This is a genomic window from Dictyobacter sp. Z7_2, from assembly GCF_057551105.1.
Map to the genome: position 1 here is coordinate 2,012,687 of NZ_BAAJPE010000002.1, position 16,257 is coordinate 2,028,943.

The window sequence follows — 16,257 nt, forward strand, 5'->3', positions numbered from 1 at the left end:
TACATATCTAAAATACTGATATACATGTCAACATACACGAGGAAAGTAATTTATTCTATAGATGAAAAACTATGGATCGCCATATGTATTCAACAGATTGTAATCCTTCATTAAGGGGATTAACTTACAAACTTTTAAGTTTTTCTCGGTATAGTGCCCTAGAAGATAAATCTATTTCTATAAATTGTCCATCGTGTAATTAAATAATAATGTTGAATTCGACAACATGATCAAGGAGGGTTTTTTATTTACATAATCCTATATAACAAACTTATTTCTCTTCTTTATATATTAACACATCTAAAATTTAAATGTTATAAAAAAGGTAAAATAGACATTTAGCTTCGTGTAACCATTGTTCTCAAGAATGTACTACTTTTTCTGCATTCTGAATAGCAATTTTTCTGCAAAACAGCGTTGCATTTCTTCCATAATTTGCTCTACTATATTCGTCGATATATGATTTGGATAAACAGAAGTAGATAATCTCAAGTATGATTGGCCCTACGGGCAGTAGTAGACTCCCTATAAAGGCCACAGTTTTTCCAAGTCAATCAACCATAGTACCACAACGTTATTATTCATGGCATCACCAGGTTGTTCAGAACCCAAAACGGACGATGTTCAAGATCAAATAATGTATGTACTGCACTGTATATACCACTTTGTGCAAAAATAGCTCGCTTTTCTTCTGGCGTTGGCCGAGATTGGAGAGGATGGATAACCCACAATCCAACGCGTATCCCTGTTTTTTTCTCTTCGAGCATGCAAGAAAAGTGAACTGAGCCGACAGTTTCCCCAGGTGCAATATTCCAGTGAGAGCGGGCAAATTCAGCAAACGACACAACACATTGCTCAACATGGAGGGCATTGAGTTGTGGAATGATACCATGTAGAATGTAGCGCAAGATAACAGCGCCGAGTTCGCGATCCAGTAAAGGATGCAGCATTTGATTGCGATAATCAAACATGCAATGATAACATGCTCCTCCACAGGAGAGGTTTTCGCAGGAATCTCCAAGGGCTAATGCTTTCTGCAAAATTTCCTGCAGATTATGTTCAATAGCATGAGCATATCCCGCACCTCCAGGTACATCGTCATATAAAAAGATCTCTGCATGGACAGTATGTATATCACGTCGTACGGCACGCACTCCAACCTTAAGTTCGCCAGGATCAATTTGGAGAACAAGTGCTGCAGCATTCGCAACCAACGTGCCAAAGGAGTACCAGATAGCTTTGCCTGATGGTTCACGAAAAGGAGCATCCATCATGTGAGGCAAATCAACGCCAAGGAGTATAACCTCTGAAAAAAATTTATAACCCAAGATGACCTGATTGTGAAAGGATGTCGTATTCGGGCAGCGATCGCCTGCACGTGGTCCTCTGCTTTTCCCAGCATGAGGAGGAATGTTTGCTGGATATGTATGTGGTCCTGGTTCTTCCATCTCATCGAGCCATCGTCCACATGTTGGACAAATAAGAAATCCAGGAAAATCAGTATGCGGTCCTTTGTTACAGCTAAATAATTCGCCTGAGCGTACATGCACAAACAACCTAGGGGCAAATGATTCCTGGGAGATACCGGTGCTGAAAGATGTTTGGCCAATGAGTAATTTAGCAGGAAGGGTTGTTCCTGCTCGTTCCCTTCCTCCGCCCTCATAAAGTACTCGGCCAAAATCGGGAAGAGACGCATCAACAGTAAATCCTGCAGGATGTAGGTATGGTAAAGGAGACACACTCCAACTTCCACATTCCTCGCATTGATCTGGAACCAGATCATTCGCATCTAGAAGAGAAACGGATTGACAATCCATACATTCTATGAGCAATCCTGTTGGTGCATAGCTAGGAGATCGATCAAACGGGCTATACACGCCAGCGCTACGGTAAATGTATGTGTTTGGGAACTCACCTCGAATGATCTCTGCTCCCGGCGCGTATTCAGAAAGCGCGATTTTTAAATCACGTTGCATCGCTTCGGAGTCAGAGGACTCCCCTACCCACGGATTTGATTGAAGAGAGGGAATTGAGAGTCCTACAACATCAACTGGAAATGCATACTTGGGAAGGTAGCCACCTTGAATAAGTTGCTCAAGCATATCATCCTTCGGATCTGACCGCTCCACAATAGCATCGATTTCACCAGCTAACGCATTTATCCATTCTGGTAACTTACCCGCAACCTCACTTTGCACAATGGTCGCGCTACGCACGAGCAAGGGAGATCGATGAGTAGCGAGATAGCGTCGAAATGCATCTTGGCCATGAAATCTAATAAAATCGGTAATAGTGCCCCAGGATCCAAAGAGTCCGGAAAGCTGTTTCCCTCTATAGAAATTATGAAAAAATTCTTGAAGCACAAGCGACCGAACATGTCGTCTTGCAATAACACTATTATTGAGATAAAGGGCAGGAACACGAGGTGCCTGACTTACGATTTCTGGTGGTCGATCGAAATAATATTGATCATGGCTACGAAATTGTGCAAAAGTCAATACGGTTGCAATGGCACTTCCTCGACGTCCAGCCCTACCTGCTCTCTGTTGGTAGTTAGCAACTGTCGGAGGCACATTACGTAACCCAACACTGAGTAAACTACCGATATCGATGCCCATTTCCATCGTTGTTGTGACTGATAAAACGTCGATACGAAAATCTGCAGCATTTTGGTTATTGTGAAACAAATCTTGAAACCAGCGTTCTTCATTACGGGCATCATCGCTGGAAATTTGTGCAGTATGCTCTATAGCACGAAGCGGATAAGGATCATCATTTGATGATCCTGGAAGCGCATACAACGCCGATCGCCGATAAAAATTTTTTAACGTGTGCGGAGACCGAGCTCTTGTAGATTGCCCACAACGTAAACAAACATGAAATAGATTATCGCTCATAATATAAGCACATGAAATACATTGTTGTACAATATCACCAACTGGATAAAGTGCAAATGCATCAATTCGAATGCCATACGGTACTTGTGCTCCGATTTTTGCTCCTGCCCATTCGAGAATTTTGAACTTGGTCAGAGCGGTCCATAAGGGCCAGTACAGATCATCCACCCATTTATCAGCTTCGGCTTGATATTTAAAACGCCCTTCTCTTAGAATAGCCCTAGACACAGATCGTACATATCTGCCCAACTTCCTTCTGTTTGTAAGATTATAAGGGATCGCACGACCTTGACGTCTGTGCCCAGGAATAATAACATTCCTCTCATAATCTTTCACAAGTTTCGCCGGCCATTCCCAGGGTTGGAAAGGCTTGGGAGGCAACAAAATCTGTTCAGTAGCCAGAATACGAGCAACACATTGGAGAAAGATCTGTGTTTCCTCCTCAGTAAGTAATGGGAAAGCACCAGTTGTTTCAGGCAATGTCACGCGCCAACTTGCCAATCCTAGTGGTTCTAGGGCAAACTCACTTTGCGATAGTTCGCGCCTGAGACCAAGGTGAAATGCATACTCAGCCTCATCATAGCAAGATTGAATTCCCATCTGCAGTTTATCAAAAAAATCAGTAATCCCTCCATTCGTTGGATTGATGTCTCGTTCAAGCTGTGTATCTATAACACGAGAACGAAGTTCTTGAAAGGTGTATGGTGTTAGCTGCGTACTTCTACCTGACGAATGGCAATCTGGGCATGATACAAGCTCACTACTTATTTCTTCTTGACCAATAACATACATAGCTTTCTGCTTGACTTTTCCAGTGCCATGACATTTTGAGCAAGAACACAGAACTCGATATAACAATTGCCGAAAAATATCATTATGGTGATCGTTACGCAAATCAGCGGCAAGTTGTGCCGCTTCCAATCGAGAGTCGGTGAAAAGAAGCGCTTTTCGACCGTGATTTGGTGGCTCACCATGCGTCATACGAGACTGAACACGAAAACCATCCTCCGCAATAATAGAAAACGCTTTTGTTCCTTTTGTACGTAATGGTTCAATGATTTCACGCCCATTATGCTCGGGAGCACGATAGTTCTGGCATCGTGGACATTGGGTAGGATAAGGACTAATTACCTTATCCTTTTCTTTTGCCGGTTCAATTTCATAAACGGGTCGAGCATATATGTCTTGCGGATGAATCGGCAATGTGGTACGTATAGATCTATGATCCACAGGATATTCTGGATGTGGATGCTCAACACCAAATATGCGGAATTGCGAAAGATCCTGTCGTTCTCCACGCAGGTCGTCACTCCAAGGCCAGAGGCTTCCTTGAATAGTATCTGGTATGCCTCCTAAAAATAAAAGACCACAGTGACGACATGTGAATACCTCTAAAACACATGCTCCACATTCGCACCAAGGACGTGGATCTGTATAGAGTTTGCCAATTGGGCGAGGAAGGATATCCTCACCTCGGAAACGAGGGTCAACTACGCTACATTCAGGATCCATGCATGCCCAAAAGCCTGGAATCCCCCGGAAAAAGCCATGTACCCGCATTGAAAGAAGAGGAGGAGTATCAGGTGATGCCGAAGGGCGTGCAAAGCTTCCCGCAGCAAGCAATCCAGCAGTCGCCCGCTCTCGTTGCCCCGGCGTACCTATCTCTCCCCAACACTCTTGCGATAAGGCGTCCAAAAGGGTTGCATGGCGAGCTGTTCTATGCCGTACCCATAAGATATTTGGGTTGTGTTTGAGCAAAGAATGTAATACGACTAGAGGTTCTTCTGTGTGGTCAACAGTGCCCAAGTCTAAATCCTGAGCGAGTTGGTCAATAGCAGGGAATGGCTGTTGAATGTTAAAGGTATTGTGAAAACATTCAAATGCTTGGAGGGCTGTACGTGTCGGTTGATAATTTGGTATTATGCGTGATTTTGCATCAACACCTATCAATGAAAAGCTGCGTACATCTTCTCCAAAGAGATCCGAAGTAAAGGTAAGAAGTTGGTCTTTTGCTTCAATCGGAACCGATGCAGTGGTGGCAATAGCACGAAATTTCGTTGAGCCGGGGGAGATCCCAAGGCGTTCTTTGAGTCGACGAACAAGGTGTGCAACTTCCGTTCCTTTTGCTCCAGTATAGGTATGCGCTTCATCGAGAACTAGCGTCAATCGTGCCCCTGGCGTAGTTTCAAGCCATTCTCGCGTCCGTTCAAAAATAGGGTGCTCTATCGGACGAATAAGCATATATTCGAGCATAGAATAATTGGTAACGACAATATCTGGAGGAGATGCTTGCATATCCCAGCGGCAGAGCATTTCGGGACTATCTGGCCTAGGCCAGTTTCCTGTATCTCGGAGATCTTCGCGCAATGTATGCCAATCATCCTCGATTTTCTGAAAATATTCACTATACTTTGTTCGTCTCCATTTATCAGTCCAATGTCCTGTTGGGGATGTAAGACCGGTGTACATACCAAAGTGGATAACATTTCCATTGAGATTGAGGCGTTGCCACCCAGGAGATGTTCCGCGTGCAAGAATTCGACGCAGGCGCGAGAGCTGATCATTAACAAGAGCATTCATCGGATATAAAATAATACCTCTGATAGCAGGGGGACGCGTTTCATGACGACGAGAATGCAGCCACATGTTATTTTGCGCATCGTAACGTCCTCGTTGTTGTGGTCCCTTTGTAGGTTGCCAAGTATATGCCTCATTCAATATATCTGCTAATATGGGGAGCAAAAAGCTCTCCGTCTTTCCTGAACCCGTCCCCGTAGCAACTAATAGATTGGGCTGATTACCAAAAGTAGCCAGCAGTGATTGTTCTTGATGAGTATAGAGAGCAAATCGATCAACCGGAACGCCGTGTTGTACCAATTCTGAAAGACCGGAGGGAATAATCTGAGAATAGTGCCGTTCTAGATCAATCAACTTATGGCCTGTCGGAAATGCAGGTGTAGCTTCAATAAAAGGAGCCTGAGCAATGGTTCCCCTTTGACGTAACATTTCCCCACGCTCTTCAAACACAGATTGGTGGGAGATCTTATAGGCCGTTTCGAAGTACTCAGTCACAGATTCTTTGATATGATCAAACGCCTGGCTGGGAGTCAATTGCATATGGTGCTCCAAAATTAGCGCCGATATGGTGCATCAATAGCCATTAGAATAATACAAGTTCTAAAAGTACAAAATGATATCGATGATATTAAATATTTTTTGACTTTCCATTTAAGCAATGAAATTCATTCCATTGTAAAGTATAAAAAAACGGATGTCAATAACAATGATATGAAGGTTCAGAAAAGCTTTTTTCAGGCTTATTAGCCTTGCATTCCTTTTTCACGCTGCATGATAGGATTTCTACAGAAAAGAGGGAAACCTTGCAGCCGACGGAGGCCAGGTTTTCCATTCCACCGGACAAATAGATCACCGTCGCCAAGGAGATGTTCCGCTCCTCTATAGCCGAGAAGTCTATATGACTCTGTAGTTGAAGACAGTTTCCCCACAAGTAGCGACGATAGAGGATGCTGTGCTAAGGCAAGAAAAAGAGGGGCAGTTGGAGTAAGGGTTGCACAAAATAAATGAATACCTACGGCTTGGCCATATGAGTGAATACTTTTAAGTTGTTGGGTTACCTTTAGGAAATGCTCGGAGGAAAGATGTAAGGAGAGGTCAGCCAAATCATAGATAATAAGTAATAAATGGGGCAAGATATTTGTTGGATATCGGCGATTCCACTCAATGTTGTTTGGGCACTGCGAATTACCTAATATATGCCTGCGGTGTTCAAGTTCTTGTTGAATAGTAGAGAAGAGACCCCGTATCTGTTCTTCTATAATTGATGGATCTGTAAGATAAGTAGTATTAGAAAATGAAGCAAAGGGGAATCCCATCATACCTCTTGTGTCTAGAATATAAGGTTTTAGTATACCTGATGTATATTCGCTGGCCGCGCTGCCCACTATATTGCTTAGAATAGTGTATATTTCTTCTTCGAATATGCTTGCGAAGCCAATATGAGGATGTTTGAAAAGATTGAGAGAGACAGGTATGCCTGTACTTTCTTGCCCAATGGGGATCAAAACTTGGTAAGGCTGTTGTACATTATCATGTTCGTTAGTTGGCGGATACAGAAAAGAATCCGATTGGCTTCTCGGAATATCTATACTAACATTTTGCTCTTCACTGTATTGTTGAACGATGGGGATTGCAGGAAGTTGTAATGAGCGTGCAATATCGTAAACGAGCGATTGGATGGTAGAGACCTGCGTTGGTGGAACGGTTGTGGTATGGAACCTTATAAAACGAGGCGTGATGTTGACTTGTGTGAGATCGATTTGTTGAATTTGTACTCCATAATCCAACAAAGTTTGATATAACTGATTAGCTTGTGTTTCTAGCATGAGTTTCGGCACATTACCATCATTTTGAGAAGTAGAGAGGGCGGATTGGTTTTGGATAGAAGAGTACGTTCTGCGAGGCGAATTAGTCTCTATTGCTTCGTTATCCTCCTGGCTTTGTCGGTACTGTATACGCTTACTCGATTGTAGAAAGCGCATTTCTTCATATGAGTAATATTTACCTCCCAAGGGATGTATAACAACTGATTTAAATGGCTCTTGACCCTCCACCCATGCACTTCGCAATCGAATCAGTGGTGTATATGATGAGAAGAGCTCATTAATAACTGTGACCCACTGCATTTTTCCTTCCCAATCTTTATGCACCTCTTGATCGTTTTGCAACCCATCTTGAAGATAAATGGTATTTGTAAGTGCCTTTTTGAAGATATCTTTTTTTATCGTCAGAAGAACCGATTCATTATCATCTGGTTGAAAGAGTTCACTTATTGCCGAGGCAAAAGTTTCTCCTTGGGTGAGGTCATACTGAATCTCTTCCCTGGATGGGCTTGATGTTGTTGAATACATGACGATAATGTCACAATGAAATGTCGTGTGTTGATGCCATAGAACCAACATGCACATAGTTGAAGGCGGGAAAATAGTATGAGAGAGTGGAAACCATTTTTCAAAGAGGGAATTATTCAAAGGTAAAAAAATTGCCTGTGAATGCTTTCGCCTATACCACCTGGCAATTTGTTGGAAACGATGAAAAAGCTGCATCATGTCTTTTTGCTGTATGTCATGGGTTGCATCACATTCTTTGGTAGGGAGATAATCAATGAGACTGAGAATGCCTTGAGGGAAGAACGAACATACATCACTCAGGACCTCTTGTAGGTGCTCTTTACTTTCTTCGAGGAAATGTATATATGATAAAAGGTTACGAGATGTATAGATGGATAATACATGGTGTGTTGTAAGTTGCCTCATAAGGCATACACTTTCAGGTACAATAGGAGGAGTGTACATAGGAGGATCAACAAACACAAGCCATTGTGTATATTGAGTTAGTATTTTTATAGCTTTATCTGGCTGATTTCTTTGATATTCTACCCCTTTTATATTTAGTTCCTGCTCTCGACATAGGGCATTACGCAATAATGTATAGTGACGATCATTTTCATCAAAAGAATAGAATATACATCTTTTAACGTTTTTCACAGGATCGTAAAGTAGACGAAAAGACATTCTCTTAATGGGAGACGCCCCCTCGTTCGGGGAAAGCGTAATCGTCTGTGGCTTTTGCTGAATCGATTGATAAAGTATAGTGAGATGTACGTGTCCTTGTTCCTGAATACATGCACAAATATTTGCATAGGTCATTACAGAATATTCTATATGAAGAGTCCACAAATGATTTGTGCGAAACAGATCTTGTAATTCTCCTTTTTCAAAAAACCACATCTCATTTTTTTCATGAGGCTCTTCTGTATAGTAAATATGAAGATGAAGCCCTTGAAGAGTCATCTGAACGTCACGATTAGGAAAACAGAGTATGGCAAGAGAACGCATAAGTATAGTAATAGACGGAGGATTAATAACAACAAGGATGAGCCCTAAACGGGCAGGTGGAAAGAACGCCAAAAACTTTTGGAAAATAAACACAAGCTGTTCGTTTCCCCCAACAGATCCTCGTTTTCGTGGAGATGAACTGTAGACTTGGATATAACCTCTTAATGAAAGATCGGTGTATTCTTCTGATGCATAGGTACAATCCAGCCATTCACTGTGACTAGAGTTCTGAAACATATATGAATGAAACAGTATAGGATTGACTAAACTAGTCATCAGCTCCAAGTATTCTCGTAATGCATACTGTTTCTTATCATCCATTGTTTCTTCCAAGGATAGTGCTTGTGTTATAGCAAGACGCTGCGTAAGCACACGTGGGTGAAGAGGAGTAAATACGACAGTCTTACATTCAGAATCATCTAGGATAATTGTATCTAAAGCCAGAAAGGAAGCAATCAAATGATCGATGATATCCTCTTGGTTTTGATTTCCAACAATAAAAAATGTGCGATAAAGGTACCGCGAAAATGCCTCGTACGCTTGTAAGTAGTGTTTTATGCGTAATTCAAGCGATAGTGTTAGCTGATGTGAATTCGAAGTAACACTAAATATATCTGGCTCTTGCAGTAGGGAAGCACGAATATTCCATAAAGAGAAAAACGCTTGTATTAATGAGTATTGTTTATATTCCACTGGATAGACAATTTGTTCGACCATTCCAATGAGCGCATCGAAAGAGGGATATTTGGCTGATGAAAAGTTTTGTGGGCATCCTTGCTGACCAAATGCGTAGAATGCAGAAAATTGGTCTGTATTAGGTTCATAACCAGCTATATTATGATGACATTCTTGTCCTTGTATATGTATTATTCCGCCCCATAGATATGGCTGTAACCAAGTCTTCATAATTGTTTCAAATATAACTATTTCTTGCGGTTCTTGATTGTAAATAAATTGTTCTCTGTCTTCTTTTAATACATCTCTAGGGAGGAGATCCGCAACCAAGTTCTGGTAAGCATCTTGAGACGTTTTAGGTACATTGTGAGAATATTGAAAATTTTGAGAGATTTTTAGGCGAGGGACTGGAGATTGGCTCCCAAGTTGAGGGTCTAGGTTTTCTTTATCAGAAGGAGATAACTGGTTAACCTTGCGCGAAGAAACGACAGCCTCGGAAGATAAAAGATACTCAAACAAGCGACAAATATCTTGAAAGGTGAGATTAAAAAAGGTATGTTGCTGAGAGTGATGCAGATATCTCTGTAAGAGATGTAGTGTTTGAATATCCTTATCATATTTTTGTGAGGCTCGAATAAGTGAGTGGCGCTCTTTTTTATCAAGTGAATGTATTTTTTGAACCACATCATAGTTCTCTTTAAGGCGTTTGAATAACATATTATGATCATAAAGTACTGATAACAAGTCGATATCTCTTAAAAGTCCTAGATGTGGTAGAGCTTCTCCATAGGAAGTCCCTTGCTTTATCTTTTCTTGAAAAGATAACAACTGCAGCGCAATAAGGGGGATTGTTTTATTTGTAACATATTTTTTAAGCGTTTCCCAAAATAATCTCGTTGGTAGGTCTGTGCTTTTCATTCCTTGTATACACAAAGCGACACAAAGATGAAAATCCTCAAAAACCTCGAAGAACTCCAAGGAATGCACTTTTTCTTGCGTATTGTATTCTTGTAAGAAGACTATCAACGGTTGCGTTCTAGTTATATCGTTCCGCCAAGATATTGCTTGCTCAATAGTCGTTGCGACTTCCTCATTTGAATCAAAATGAGGAAAACCGACAATAGCCACACTAATTCTTTTTTGAGCAATCATTTTGTGCAAGGCAATAGCAAGAGTGGAAGCGTCAAATGGAGGAACGTTACAAACAATGAGCCCAAATCTGATGCTGCCCTTTTCGATACGTTGGAGAAGCGCAGTCGCAATAGCTTGAGCAGTGAAGACTTCTAATGGCATTAGCAATTTCCTTTCGTAGAAACCATTATGACTCCATCTGAATAATGGCGAATATGGCCGCTCGCAGTGAGTATTTCAATGAGAGATTGGGTATTGTAATGTAAACTTACGCCATCGATCGGGCGAATTCCCCATTGATCTAGCATAGCATTATCTGTCTCAAGAACTCCAAATACCAGTCCATAATGTTCAGCCCAACATGTTGCTAATTGATCAAGCGTCCATTCTGTATCTGGTGGAATTGTGGCAAGAAGGAGAAGTTCTAAGAGTTCTGGCTCTGGTTCATAGGCTTTTTTCATATGTTGCCGTGAAGTTGTCAACAAGCCAATACGAACTCCTAATGCACGAGCAACATCTGCTGGACTCGAGCTAAAGACTAAATCAATCATATCTGTAATGGCTTGAGCAAACGCACTATGTGGGGATGAATAAGAGGGGTCCTTACGATAACACGAATAGAGATACATACACTGTGGCACATAGTAGGCAAGTCGTTCGATATCCTGCTGCATACTATTGTGCTGAGATTTCCAGATCATAGTGTTGATGAATTGTTCCACATTTTCGTCAGTTTCCCATTGATCAGGTTTTTCTCTCGCCAACAGGGTAACTTGTACAGAAAATCTTTTTCGAAAGAAATTATCGATAGAACGAGCAACCCACTGATATGACTGAATACTCGCTTCTTGCAATGGTGCTGAGGAATCTCGGCCAAAAGTACACAATAACGGAAGGCGTTGATCCCCATAAATTCTGCCGCTATTAGCAAGATGAAGATAGATAGAGAAACATCCCCATAAAACGAATCTTCTCAACGTTTCGAGTTTGTTGATATATGTTTGTTTCTTTGCATGCGCAGCAAGTGAATCAAAACCCTTACGCAGCGCCATAACTAAGGGATCATTAAAAGTTCCATACTCATCCATTCCCAAGCTCTCAGGGGAGGTATCAACAATGCGCGAATGAAATAGATGTTGAGAATAATACTTCGGTTGCATCAGAGGGAGTGACAATAAAGATAACTCATCATCCTCTTGTGATAAAAGTGTTCTTAACACATCTCTCGCTAAACCGGGAACACTTCGTTGGTCATGTGTAATAATGGCTGCAAGCCACTCGCCTGTCCTTCGATCATGATTATCGCTTGTGAGATGAGTGATATGACTCGAAGTATAACAAGAATATGATGGTGATCCATAGACTGTATGGTCTATGGCGAAGAGTGAATAAAGCAACCCTGCAATGTCATCGTTTTTCTTTGAAGGGTCATTGTATACCGATCGGAGTGTAGTATGAAAACGTGGTGCGTGAGTATATTGTCTACAGAGCGCTCGAAAAAAACCATTAGCAACATGAACAGGTTTTATTTCTATTTTGGGACTGTAAAAGAGTGTTCTATCGATGAGAGAATCAAAAAAATCACGTTCGAAATTCATCGCCACTTTCTTTTCTTTTCATATTGTTTAGTGACTCTATTTACACGTACAATAGTGGGCGTATGGCGTTGATAGTCATACCACTCAATCGTTTCGATGGGTTGTTGATGCTGTGTATATATTGTAAGATTCATCAGAAAAGTCGCAAGTTTATGCCGAATAGAAAATGGTTGTAGAGGAAAAGGAAGACCATGACATCCAGCTAATAATGCCTGATAGAGAGGCCAATCAACTCGAAGTTGAACCCGAGAGTGATTATCGTGGAATAGACCAAACAAAATATGATCTTGATGTATTTGGAACGCCCCATCAAGATAAGGTACAATATGAGGACGTATAATCTTAAACGCATTTGCAGGAAGTGAATGCATTGCCATTGTACCTAAATGATGTCCAATGGAATATCGATGTGTATGCCATAATCGTAGAGAAGTATGGAGATCCGGAACAAAGTCAAGATGTGGTGAAACATAAAAACAATTTATAAGAAAAATGAGTTCTTCAATAGTACTACCATCGTCTACGGTCCCTTGGATGAACGCATCAAAAAAAAGTGCGCTTGTTGGCAAAAGTTGTTTCAACATGCCTTCGGTAGGGTGGTCATGCTCAAAAAAGTAACGGCGCTTCAAGGCGCGAAATGATTGGAGGTCTGGAGGAGTTACCAATGGGTATGCGGAAATGAGCCAATGAGTTCTGATTTCACCTTCCCATAGGAGAGCATCACTACGCGGATCTGGATAGAGTGCCGGATCAAAAGTTGTGCGAATAGCGTCAAAGAGTTGACCTTCTCCAGTAAATATGAGGTTGTAATAAATATATTCATCAAACTTTGGTTGAGAATTACTTTCCTCTGTATTGTCTTGCCACCGGTGTGTACATGTTATTCCTCCTGTAAGGATATAGGCAACAAAACTCAAAAGATCTCTCATTGTCGCATGAAACCCACGATGAGTAACAAGACTTAACAGCGAGAGCAAATTGTTAACAACTTGCGGATGGGATAGTGCAAGAGCATTATATTCTACAGGACACAATCCTGCCGGGCAAACCGTGCAAGAATTTTTTGTAATAGTAATATTCATTTTTTTAAGCACTTCTGTGAGAAAGGCAGAAGTCAAAATATCACGTTGGCCAAGATCAATTACAACTATGGATGGCTGTAAACTCATTGGTTTATCATATGAGTAAAAAGTATGAACAATATCATCTGCGATATCTGTTAGATAGCACAGTGTTGAATACGCAGGAGCAAGCATGATGGCACGCTGAAGCGGCGCGTGATTGATGGCAATAACACTTACATGTTTTTTTTGTCTTTCCTCATGCCACTTCTGTAGTAGTTGTTCCGTAGAAACCTGACTTGCGTCCTTCTCAACATAGCATCCTTCAAGTTTTCCTTGCTGTTCTAATGTAGAAAGAAGGTGTGTTTTTCCGTCTCCAGAATTTCCCGTGAGAATAATATCAAGACCGTTTCTAATCCATTCACAGAGATATTCCTCAAGAGAAGTTGATATATGAAGAACACTATGTTCGACTATACCCCTTCTTTCCGAGATAGCCAGAGGCCCACGATAAAAGTCCACAATATGATCAAAAGAATTGGAAGGTTTCCTCAGTTTAGGCTTCGAATAAGGCATATTGCTGGATCTCCCTGTCAATGTCTCGGTGCTCACCATAATTTTGTTGTCCAGTAGCTAGTTCATCCATCTCATCAAGCGTAACAATTTCTTGCGATAAGAGGACTGACTCCTTTTTGAAAGAAGCAACTGCATCGAGCATCTGCTCATTATGTATCCTCATCATGAACCATCGTTGCTTCCAAAAGTTGATAATGTAGAAGGTCCCATTGATAACCTGTTCATTAGATGTTGGATCAAAAAAATAGGAAGGATCATTCGTCTCGCTGCGCAAAAACTCGTATGCAGTTGCCCCCAAGGGAATACCATAAATGATGCGTTTGGAGCGATTGTTTAAGAACTCAGAACCATTAGGAATACAGATATCTGAAAGTCCTGACCGAACACGTCTCATTTTTGGATTAACCCCTTCTCCGAAGCGATTATTAATAAATGTTGCTTGGTCCATCGTTGTTTGTAGGTTCGTCAGTGCTTTCATCGTCTGACTCGAAAAATGAATAGATCCATATCCCAGCGTTCTTCCATAATTAATATAGCGAAGATGAGTGGACTTTTGAGGAATGGGAATAGAAATACGGTTATATTGACTACTACCGCTATTATACAGGCTTGTAGTACCTAAAAATACAAGATTTTGATCTCTATAGACTTTACTTCCTTTCATAAGAGAAGCAATATGGCTTTCTTGTTCCGAATACTTATGCTTATAATCCCTGATCACTTGTGGACTTGCTATTAACATGGCAACAAGCTTCCCCCCTAAAAGATAAGTGTATGGAGGAACAGCTCCGCAAATAATAATATCCATCATGTTAATGCCAACTTTTCGCTTCTTATTTTCGCGAACTACATTTTGAATAACTTGTCGACCATCAGCTTTTTGAATGAAAGCGCGCAGACCTTCAACTGATCCCAGATGACTTTTTTCGCGTGCAAGAATTCGACGTGTGCTAAGCAGCGTATATAAAACAGCAGCTCGCTTGGAACGAAAAAGAGATCCTTCTGCATCCAAATCAAATTGCTCGCTACTTTTCTCTTCAATAGTTTCGTCCAATTGAGTAAAAGCCTGCTCATTGCCAAACAACCCTGGCTGGCCGTCTTGCGCATATGATTTCTTCTTCTGCGGCTGAGTCTGGGCTTTTTCTTGGGGTTGCGTGCCCATCTGCTTCTGCTTTTTTTGTAATATAGTTTGTCTTTCCTTGCGAGCATCCTGTATCATGTTTTTTAATTTTGCAAGGGTTTCCTCAGTCGGAAAACGGATTTCATTCTCATCAACTAAATCATCGATGAACACATCACCAATACCTTCTTGAATGGTCGTTTGAATCATATGAACAATAGCTTGAGCCTCTTCTTCCGTGAACGTCTTGGCTTCAATACGTTTGAACATCGCATTCGCCGTCCATCCAATCTCCTCATCTCGCTTCGTCAATTGAACCATGCTACTGCCAAGGCCTGCAATTCCTATTACTGGATGATACGGCCGTGCAGCATCACGCACCAGATAAAACATGTTGCGGCCAGGTGTAGAGTTATATGGAATCGACCACGTATATCGAAAATATCGCCATATCTCATTCAGAAGAAAACCAGTATGATCGCATCTATCGTTTGGGTTCACCAATTGTAGGTATGGTTTTATAACATCTTGGATTGCTTGCATCTGCGCTTGCTTTTCATCAATAGTGAGAATTCTTTTTAGATCCGTTGCAAGAGACTCGCCATCGGCGTAGAGACAACGTATAGATATAGGCTGTTTGTGAAACTCATGAGTTTTTTCCATATATGCAATAAATTGTCGTAATGAGTCTTTATTAAATTGAGCATTACGTTCAATACTTAAAGATTGACGTATAGTTTCTTTTTGTTCTTTGATTTTTGCATCACCATGAACTATTTCTTCCCAATCTGGCGGTGAAAGATATATTTTGTCGAATTCACAATAGCAAGCCCATCCTTGCCGCAAGAGATCCCGGAGGACATGTAAATATGCTTTGATACGCAACACAAATTGAAGATGCTCGGTTTTCTCGCGACCTTCTGGATATCTATGTTCAAAATCAACAATATGATTTTCAATCACTGATTGTGACTCTTTTACGTTAATAACTGTTTTAAGGTTATCATAGAGATTTTTAAGCTCGCTTACAAATGGACCAACTTCATTAGTCCAAAACTCATGTCGTTCAACTGATACCATGGAGAGTCGTATCCTCTTCGCAATTTTTATCGTTTTGCTAAGTAGTAATGTATTAGCGTTAGCTTCTTGACAATGAGTAGGTCATTACCTTCTATACATTGTTATAAAGGCAACTTTAGTAGGTACTATATTTCTTTTGCCATGATTAAATTCCTTAACTTGCCTCCCAATTTATTCACTCCAATAGAAGATGTGATACCTCTT

5 protein-coding genes are annotated in these 16,257 nt (G+C 41.1%); all 5 read right to left on the minus strand.

Going from position 1 to position 16,257, the window contains the following annotated elements:
• Positions 1–581: 581 nt before the first annotated feature.
• On the minus strand, positions 582–6,014 hold the full coding sequence (locus AC27N8_RS21945; protein WP_487069533.1) for a Zn-binding domain-containing protein: 5,433 nt from the start codon (positions 6,012–6,014) through the stop codon (positions 582–584).
• 203 nt (positions 6,015–6,217) lie between these two features.
• Complete coding sequence (locus AC27N8_RS21950; RefSeq protein WP_487069534.1) at positions 6,218–10,780, minus strand: DNA translocase FtsK; 4,563 nt, start codon at positions 10,778–10,780, stop codon at positions 6,218–6,220.
• The gene (locus AC27N8_RS21955; protein ID WP_487069535.1) at positions 10,780–12,216 is read right to left on the minus strand and encodes a hypothetical protein; all 1,437 of its coding nucleotides are present in this window, start codon (positions 12,214–12,216) and stop codon (positions 10,780–10,782) included. Before AC27N8_RS21955 ends, AC27N8_RS21950 begins: the two co-directional genes overlap by 1 nt.
• Positions 12,213–13,853, minus strand: a complete 1,641-nt coding sequence (locus tag AC27N8_RS21960; protein WP_487069536.1) for a hypothetical protein — start codon at positions 13,851–13,853, stop codon at positions 12,213–12,215. The genes AC27N8_RS21955 and AC27N8_RS21960 overlap by 4 nt, the downstream gene beginning before the upstream one ends.
• The gene (locus tag AC27N8_RS21965) at positions 13,834–16,053 is read right to left on the minus strand and encodes a Druantia anti-phage system protein DruA (protein ID WP_487069537.1); all 2,220 of its coding nucleotides are present in this window, start codon (positions 16,051–16,053) and stop codon (positions 13,834–13,836) included. Before AC27N8_RS21965 ends, AC27N8_RS21960 begins: the two co-directional genes overlap by 20 nt.
• Positions 16,054–16,257: the final 204 nt, after the last annotated feature.

What these genes read in the sequence shown, in the direction of transcription:
- AC27N8_RS21945 (WP_487069533.1), bottom strand. Translation starts at nt 6,014, where the DNA reads ATGCAATTGACTCCCAGCCAGGCGTTTGATCATATCAAAGAATCTGTG.
- AC27N8_RS21950 (WP_487069534.1), bottom strand. Translation starts at nt 10,780, where the DNA reads ATGCCATTAGAAGTCTTCACTGCTCAAGCTATTGCGACTGCGCTTCTC.
- AC27N8_RS21955 (WP_487069535.1), bottom strand. Translation starts at nt 12,216, where the DNA reads ATGAATTTCGAACGTGATTTTTTTGATTCTCTCATCGATAGAACACTC.
- AC27N8_RS21960 (WP_487069536.1), bottom strand. Translation starts at nt 13,853, where the DNA reads ATGCCTTATTCGAAGCCTAAACTGAGGAAACCTTCCAATTCTTTTGAT.
- AC27N8_RS21965 (WP_487069537.1), bottom strand. Translation starts at nt 16,053, where the DNA reads ATGGTATCAGTTGAACGACATGAGTTTTGGACTAATGAAGTTGGTCCA.